At 62.2% G+C, this 7,786-nt stretch carries 6 protein-coding genes and 1 pseudogene; 6 read left to right on the forward strand and 1 reads right to left on the reverse strand.

Annotated features, from left to right (window positions below):
* On the forward strand, nucleotides 1-786 hold a 786-nt coding region (locus AADJ04_RS17010; RefSeq protein ID WP_341240337.1), incomplete at its 5' end, for a cyclic nucleotide-binding domain-containing protein.
* A gap of 87 nt (nucleotides 787-873) precedes the next feature.
* Here the strand turns inward: AADJ04_RS17010 and AADJ04_RS17015 are convergent.
* Nucleotides 874-2,103: a nucleoside recognition domain-containing protein gene (locus AADJ04_RS17015; protein WP_341240338.1), complete on the reverse strand. Its 1,230-nt coding sequence runs from the start codon at nucleotides 2,101-2,103 to the stop codon at nucleotides 874-876.
* A gap of 406 nt (nucleotides 2,104-2,509) precedes the next feature.
* Here AADJ04_RS17015 and AADJ04_RS17020 point away from each other — a divergent pair, with 406 nt between their 5' ends.
* From AADJ04_RS17020 to AADJ04_RS17040, 5 genes and pseudogenes are all read left to right on the forward strand, one after another.
* Nucleotides 2,510-4,294, forward strand: a complete 1,785-nt coding sequence (locus AADJ04_RS17020; protein ID WP_341240339.1) for a methyl-accepting chemotaxis protein — start codon at nucleotides 2,510-2,512, stop codon at nucleotides 4,292-4,294.
* Between the two features lie 304 nt (nucleotides 4,295-4,598).
* A complete protein-coding gene (locus AADJ04_RS17025; RefSeq protein ID WP_341240340.1) occupies nucleotides 4,599-5,180 on the forward strand; it encodes an alpha/beta hydrolase in 582 nt (193 codons plus the stop codon).
* 236 nt (nucleotides 5,181-5,416) lie between these two features.
* On the forward strand, nucleotides 5,417-6,421 hold the full coding sequence (locus AADJ04_RS17030) for a sulfate ABC transporter substrate-binding protein (RefSeq protein ID WP_341240341.1): 1,005 nt from the start codon (nucleotides 5,417-5,419) through the stop codon (nucleotides 6,419-6,421).
* 24 nt (nucleotides 6,422-6,445) lie between these two features.
* Entirely contained in the window at nucleotides 6,446-7,315 is an 870-nt protein-coding gene (gene cysT / locus AADJ04_RS17035) for a sulfate ABC transporter permease subunit CysT (RefSeq protein ID WP_341240342.1), read from the forward strand.
* Nucleotides 7,312-7,786, forward strand: a pseudogene (locus AADJ04_RS17040) (sulfate ABC transporter permease subunit CysW); the annotation flags it as partial. The gene cysT and the pseudogene AADJ04_RS17040, both read left to right, overlap by 4 nt.

Genomic DNA, 7,786 nt, shown 5'->3' on the forward strand with positions numbered 1-7,786 from the left:
GTGGGCTCGCCCTCGTACATGTCGCCTGAGCAGGTGCAGGAGCAGGACCTGACGCACCACAGCGACATGTTCTCGCTGGCCGTAGTGGTGTATGAACTGCTGACCGGGCGCCGTCCCTTTGATGGCGACACCGACTTTGCCACCCTGTACCGCATCACCCACGAGGTGCCCACGCCGCCCCGGCTGCTGCGCTCCGACTTGCCCGAGCACCTGGACGCCGTGCTGCTGCGCGCGCTGGCCAAGCGGCCGCAAGACCGGTTTGCCACCTGGGCCGACTTTGCCGACGCCTTGCTCACGGTGCAGCACGCGCTGCCTGCACCCAGGGCGCAAGACTCCGAAGCCCAGCGCTTTGCACTGCTGCGCGCGCTGCCGTTCTTTGCCGACTTTCACGACGTGGCGCTGTGGGAGCTGATGCGCCTGGGCCGCTGGCGCTGGGCGCCCAAAGGCAAGGTGATCTTGCAGGAAGGGCTGCCCGGGGATTCGTTCTATGTGCTGGTGGAAGGCGAGGTCAGCATCACCCGCGAAGGCTGGCACCTGAGCACGCTGGGCACGGGCGCCACGCTGGGCGAGATGACGTACCTGCAACCCCACAACCGGGTGCGCAGCGCCACGGCGGTGGCGCAGACGGATGCCCTGGTCATCAAGGTGCCGAACCCCGCTTTGCGCGAGGCGTCTGCGGAACTTCAGTCGCGGTTTGACAAGGCCTTCATCAAGCTGCTGGTGTCACGCCTGGCCGCCACCAGCAAGCAACTGGGGGCTGCGGATTTGGGGTCACGCGCCGACTGATGCGCTGGGTGTGAGGGTTGCTATGTTTTTGATAGCATGTAGCGCTTGCACACATTGCGCTAGCGGCTGTTTTCGCTTGAATTTCGATCACCCAAAGAACTGGTAGCACACCGCAATGGCGGCCACCACGCCCGCCAGTTCTGCCAGCAGGGCACAGCCCACCGCATGGCGCGCACGCTGAATGCCCACCGCGCCAAAGTACACCGCCAGCACGTAGAACGTGGTTTCGGTGCTCCCCTGGATGGTGGCGGCGGCCAGCGCGGCAAAGCTGTCCACGCCCTGCGTCTGCATGGTTTCGATCAGCATGGCCCGCGCCGCGCTGCCTGAAAAGGGCTTGACCAGCGCGGTGGGCAGTGCGTCCACAAACCGTGTGTCCATGCCAATGGCCTCCACGCACCAGCGAATGCCTTCCAGCGCATACCCCAGGGCCCCCGAGGTGCGCAGCACACCCACGGCGCAGAGCATGGCCACCAGGTAGGGCAGCAGGCCCTTGGCCACGTCGAAACCTTCGCGTGCGCCCTCAATAAACGCTTCGTACACGGGCACCTTGCGCCACGCCCCCACCAGCACAAACATCACCACCAGGCTGAACAGGGTCAGGTTGCCCAGCAGCGACGACAACTGCGCCAGCGCCGCCGAACTCAGCGTGGTGAGCAGCGCCATGAACCCGCCCAGCACCAGCGCCACCGGCAGCAGGTAGGCCAGCACCACCGGGTGCCACAGCGGCAGCCGCTGCACCACGGCCACGGCCAGCAGCCCGGCCAGGGTCGAAGCCGAGGTGGCCAGCAAAATGGGCAGGAACACCAGGGTCGGGTCAGCCGCACCCTGCTGCATGCGGTACATGAAGATGCTTACCGGCAGCAGCGTGAGTGACGATGCGTTGAGCACCAGGAACAGGATTTGCGCGTTGGTGGCGGTGTCAGGCCTGGGGTTCAGCTCTTGCAGCGCGCGCATGGCCTTGAGGCCCATGGGGGTGGCCGCGTTGTCCAGGCCCAGCGCATTGGCCGCAAAGTTCAGCGTCATCAAGCCCAGGGCAGGGTGGCCCCGTGGCACTTCGGGCATCAACCGTGCAAACAGGGGCGATAGCCACCTGGCCAGCGCATCCACAATGCCAGCCTTTTCTGCGATGCGCAGAAACCCCAGCCACATGGTGAGGGTGCCAAACAGTAGCACCATCACCTCCACCGACAGCTTGGCCATGGTGAACAGGGATTCGACCATGGCAGCAAACACCTGGGCCTGGCCTGCCAGCAGCCATTGGGCTAGCGCGGACACGGCTGCAACGATGAAAAAACCCAACCACAGGAGGTTCAGCATGGCGGTGCTCAAGAAGGCATGGATGGCGCGCCAGGCGCGCGCAGCGGGGGATCAAGACACGGCAGCGCTGGGGCCACCGTGCGCAGTACGCCGGGGCAGTGTAGCCGGCCTGTGCCGGATGGATTTGGCGGGCTGTGCTGGGTCAGCCTGCGCGGCAACGCCCGTGGATGCGGCGCTAGCCGCTATCAATAGTGATGAGGCTACGGGGCTGCGCATGGCTGAAGGTAAGGGTGTGGGGATTTTCAATTTTTGCCATCGGCACGTTGGTTTAGCGCCAAACGTCAGTTGTCAGCGGTCAAAAACTAAGGCGTAATTACAAAAAGTCACATCCTTACTGTAGACTTTTTGGCGTTTGTGGGGAGCCCGTCGTAACTCCGAAATTCAAGTACCTACTGACGAGGACTCAATGAAAAATTTAAAGATTTCCACCCGCCTGTCTGGTGCGTTTGCACTGCTGGTGGCAATGTTGCTCACGCTCGCGCTAACCTCATTGGTGCAACTTTCGTCGCTGCGCAATGAGACCGAGAACATCACTGGCAACTGGCTTCCTAGCGTGGAAGCAGTCAATGCTCTTCAGGCCCAGTCTGCTGATCTGCGACTGACCATTTTGGCGCACGTGCTCTCGACCGATGACTCGGCAAAAGCCTCTATCGATAAGCAGATCTCTGACCAGCGCGCCAAACTCGCAGAAATGCGCAGTTCCTACGAGAAACTCATTAGCAGCCCTGCTGAGAAAAAGCTTTACGAGGACTACTTAGCGAACTGGAGCAAGTATGTCCAGATCAACGACAAGGCCTTGGCCCTGTCCCGCAGCAACGACAGCGCCGCAGCTGCCGCCTTGATGTCCCAGGAGTCTCGGCCAATGTATTTGGCAATCAAGGAGCAGCTAGACACGCTGATCAAGCTCAACAGCCAAGGTGCCATGGCAGCTTCTGAAAGCGCTTCACAAACGTTCGCAACGGCTCGCACCATTTCGGTGGTTGTGTCCGTTGCTGCCATCGCTATCGCCATCGCTGCTGCCATATTGCTTATCCGTTCCATCACCGCGCCGCTGGCCCGCGCGGTGGAGGTGGCCGATCGCGTGTCGGCAGGCGACCTGACGGCCACCATTGAGGTGGACTCGCGCGATGAAACGGGCCAGCTGCTCAGCGCCTTGCAACGCATGCAGCAAAGCCTGGTGCGCACGGTGAGCGTGGTGCGCCAGAATTCGGAAAGCGTGGCCTCGGCCTCGGCCCAGATTGCCTCGGGCAACAACGACCTGAGCGCACGCACAGAGCAACAAGCCAGCGCTCTGGAAGAAACCGCTGCGTCGATGGAAGAACTCGGCTCCACCGTGCGCCAGAACGCAGACAACGCCCGCACCGCCAACCAACTGGCCATGAACGCATCTACCGTCGCCGCCCAGGGTGGTGAAGTTGTGGCCGAAGTGGTCGAGACCATGAAAGGCATCAACGCCAGCAGCAACAAGATTGCCGACATCATCAGCGTCATTGACGGTATTGCCTTCCAGACCAACATCCTGGCGCTCAACGCCGCCGTGGAAGCCGCCAGAGCCGGCGAACAAGGCCGGGGCTTTGCGGTGGTAGCCAGCGAAGTACGCAGCCTGGCCGGGCGCAGCGCAGAAGCGGCCAAAGAAATCAAGAGCTTGATCATGGCCAGCGTAGAGCGGGTAGAGCAAGGCACCCTGCTGGTAGACAAAGCAGGAGCTACCATGACAGAAGTCGTCACCGCCATCCGGCGCGTGACCGACATCATGGGAGAGATCAGCGCGGCCAGCAGCGAACAAAGCGCAGGCGTGGGGCAGGTGGGAGAAGCCGTCACGCAGATGGACCAGGCCACGCAGCAGAATGCGGCTTTGGTGGAAGAGATGGCGGCGGCGGCCGCGAGCCTGAACACCCAGGCGGGCGAGTTGGTCCACGCCGTGGCCGTGTTCAAACTGGCGCAAGACTCAGCTTACAGCGCAGGAACACGGTTCGGTGCCACAGCGGGGCCTGCGGCCAGTGCTCCATCCAGCCGCCCCGTGCTGGGTGCCGCCAAAGCGGCCAGTGCGCTGCGCCCGGCAGCAACGAAGGTATCCAAGCCAGCCGCCAGCCTGGCTGCACCGGCCGGCAAGGCCCCCGCACCCACCCCCGCAGCAGCACCCGCCGCATCAGGCAAGGGCGGGGCGGATGACGAGTGGGAAAGCTTTTAAGCCCACTGGCTGAACATCGCCAGTAGCGCTGGTGCCGCCCCAGCGAAAACCTGGCGGATCACTTCAAAAGCACGCTGCAACCCAGCGTGCTTTTTTCTGGGCCCATGGTTCTTGCTCGATTCAGGGACGGCTCTGCAGTCACCTCCTTAAAGATAGTTTGGTCATTAAGTAAAAGCCATATATTCTTTTGGGTTTTAACGTTGCCCTCCCAAAATCAGCCCTGACTTCCAACCACACAAACCCGAAACCGCACTGAACCAGCCCGCCAAAAGGGTGGGGCGGGGCGGTCGGGGCAGGGACTGCCGTGACTTCCACCTCCATCATCATCGTGCCCGGCTGGCGGGATTCCGGGCCTGGGCATTGGCAAACGCTGTGGGCCGAACGGCTGCCGCAGGCCCGGCGGGTCGTGCAGGACGACTGGCACACGCCCACCCGCTCTGCCTGGGTGGCGCGGCTGGAAGAGACCGTGCATGAACAACCAGGCCCCGTGGTCATCGTTGCCCACAGCCTGGGCTGCATCACCACCGCCCACATGAAGCCTGAAGCCGCAGCGCGAGTGCGTGGCGCCTTGCTGGTGGCGCCTGCAGACCCCGAGCGCCGCGCAGTGCTGAGCGACTTTGCGCCGGTGCCCTACGCTGCGCTGCCTTACCGCAGCATTCTGGTGGCTAGCAGCAATGACCCGTACTGCCCCATCCGCCTGGCCGGCGCCTATGCGCGTGCCTGGGGCAGCGAGTTTGTGCGTTTGCAGAACGCAGGGCACATCAATGTGGATTCAGGCCATGGCGAATGGCCGCTGGGCCGGGCGCTATTGCAATCGCTGACGGAGGTGGAGCCACCCTCGCAGGCGACGCCGGCAGAAGAACTGGCGCAGGGTGCGATGAGTTGATTTTGCTATTGAATTGATAGCTGCTTGCGCTTTTATAACGAGCGCTGGAGCCACTTTTCATTAAAAGTCGGTTACATCGCCACGGATTGGACTTTTGCGACGCTAGGGAGCCTGCTCATCAAGATACTTGGCTTCATATTCCAAATCCTGATTAATTAACAAAAATATATTCTTTTGAGTTTTAAGCAATGCGTGGGGACAATGAAACATCTACAGCTTTTTGCGAGCGACGCGACATGACTTCTTTGAAACTCAAGACCCTCCTGGCTTCTTTGGCTCTGGCTGCCAGCGGCCTGGCCAGTGCCCAGAACACGCTGTTGAACGTGTCTTACGACGTGGCCCGCGAGTTCTACAAGGACTACAACGCCGCCTTCACTGCGCACTACAAGAAGACCACCGGGCAAGACGTGAAGATCGACCAGTCGCACGCAGGCTCCAGCGCCCAGGCCCGCGCCGTGAATGACGGCCTGGCGGCAGATGTTGTCACCATGAACACCACCACCGACGTGCAGTTTCTGGCCGACAACGGCGTGGTAGCGAAGGATTGGAACAAGAAATTCCCGCACGACGCATCGCCCACCACATCGACCATGCTGTTCCTGGTGCGCAACGGCAACCCCAAGGGCATCAAGGACTGGGAAGACCTCATCAAGCCTGGCGTGCAGGTGATCGTGGTGAACCCCAAGACCGGCGGTAACGGCCGCTACGCCTACCTGGCCGCCTGGGGCGCCATCCGCGAGAAGGGCGGCACCGAAGCGCAAGCCGCCGAATTCGTGAGCAAGCTCTACAAAAACGTGCCGGTGCTGGCCAAGGGCGGGCGTGATGCCACGGCCACCTTCCTGCAGCGCAACCAGGGCGATGTGCTCATCACCTTCGAATCCGAAGTGGTGTCCATCGACCGTGAATTCGGCGCCGGCAAGGTCGATGCGATCTACCCATCGGTCAGCATCGTGGCCGAGAACCCCGTGGCCGTGGTCGAACGCACCGTGGCCAAGAAGGGCACAGCCCAGCTGGCCAAGGCCTACCTGGACTACCTGTACTCGGACGAAGCCCAGGAAATTGCCGCCAAGCACGCCATTCGCCCCCGCTCCGAAGCGGTGCTCAAGAAGTACGCCGCTACCTTCAAGCCGCTGAAACAATTCACTGTGGCGAAGTACTTTGGCTCGCTGACTGAAGCGCAAAAGGTGCACTTCAACGATGGCGGTCAGTTTGACAAGCTCTACACCCCTGGCGCCAAGTAAGCCGATCTCGCTGCAAATTCACCTATGACCACCGCGACTGCTGTGGCTGCATCCCCGGCCAGACGGCGTGCGCCCAAGCGCGTGCTGCCCGGCTTTGGGCTGTCGCTGGGCTACACCCTGTTTTACCTGAGCATCATTGTGCTGATTCCGCTGTCAGCACTGATCTTCAAGACCTTCACCCTCACCTGGGAGCAGTTCTGGGCCGCCATCAGCGCTCCGCGCGTGCTGGCGTCGTACCGGCTGACGTTTGGCGCATCGTTCATCGCAGCGCTGGTCAACCGGGTGTTCGGTCTGCTGATTGCCTGGGTGCTGGTGCGCTACAAGTTCCCGGGCAAGAAGATCGTCGATGCGCTGGTGGACCTGCCGTTTGCGCTGCCTACTGCCGTGGCGGGCATCTCGCTCACCGCCTTGCTGGCGGGCAATGGATGGATTGGCAGCATTCTGGAGCCCATGGGCATCCAGCTCGCGTTCAAACCTGCGGGCATTGTGATTGCGCTGATCTTCATCGGGCTGCCGTTTGTGGTGCGCACCGTGCAACCGGTGCTGGAAGACGCCGAGAAGGAACTGGAAGAGGCTGCCACCTGCCTGGGTGCCACGCGGCTGCAGACCTTCACCAAGGTCATCCTGCCTTCCATCACGCCCGCGCTGCTCACCGGCTTTGCCATGGCGTTCGCGCGGGCCGTGGGTGAATATGGCTCGGTCATCTTCATCGCGGGCAACATGCCCATGGTGTCGGAGATCACGCCGCTCATCATCATCGGCAAGCTGGAGCAGTACGACTACGCAGGCGCCACCGCCGTCGCCGTGGTGATGCTGGTCATCTCCTTCATCCTGCTGCTCATCATCAACGCGCTGCAAGCCTGGCAGCGACGCCACGCGGGGGCTCCAGCATGAGCGGCGCCAACTCTCGAACTGTTCGCCGCGCACAAGCGGGCACCACCGAAGCACCCTGGGTGCGCTACACGCTGATCACGTTGGCGCTGGCCTTCATGCTGCTGTTCCTGGTGCTGCCGCTGGCCGCCGTGTTTGCTGAGGCGCTGCGCAAGGGCTTTGGCGCTTATCTGGAAGGCCTGCGCGAGCCCGATGCCTGGTCGGCCATCAAGCTCACGCTGATCACCGCGCTGATTGCGGTGCCGCTGAACCTGGTGTTTGGTGTGGCAGCGGCCTGGTGCATTGCCAAGTACGAGTTCAAAGGCAAGGCGTTTTTGACCACGCTGGTGGACCTGCCGTTTTCGGTGTCGCCTGTGGTGGCCGGTTTGATCTACGTACTGATGTTTGGTGCGCAGGGCTGGTTTGGCCCTTGGCTTCAGGCGCATGACATCAAGATCGTCTTTGCCGTGCCCGGCATCGTGCTGGCCACCGTGT

Origin of the sequence: uncultured Acidovorax sp. (assembly GCF_964021665.1) — a bacterium.
GTDB lineage: Bacteria > Pseudomonadota > Gammaproteobacteria > Burkholderiales > Burkholderiaceae_C > Acidovorax > Acidovorax temperans.

Excerpts from the sequence above, each read along its gene's own strand:
- AADJ04_RS17015 (WP_341240338.1), bottom strand. The coding sequence starts at position 2,103 with ATGCTGAACCTCCTGTGGTTGGGTTTTTTCATCGTTGCAGCCGTGTCC.
- AADJ04_RS17020 (WP_341240339.1), top strand. The coding sequence starts at position 2,510 with ATGAAAAATTTAAAGATTTCCACCCGCCTGTCTGGTGCGTTTGCACTG.
- AADJ04_RS17030 (WP_341240341.1), top strand. The coding sequence starts at position 5,417 with ATGACTTCTTTGAAACTCAAGACCCTCCTGGCTTCTTTGGCTCTGGCT.
- cysT (WP_341240342.1), top strand. The coding sequence starts at position 6,446 with ATGACCACCGCGACTGCTGTGGCTGCATCCCCGGCCAGACGGCGTGCG.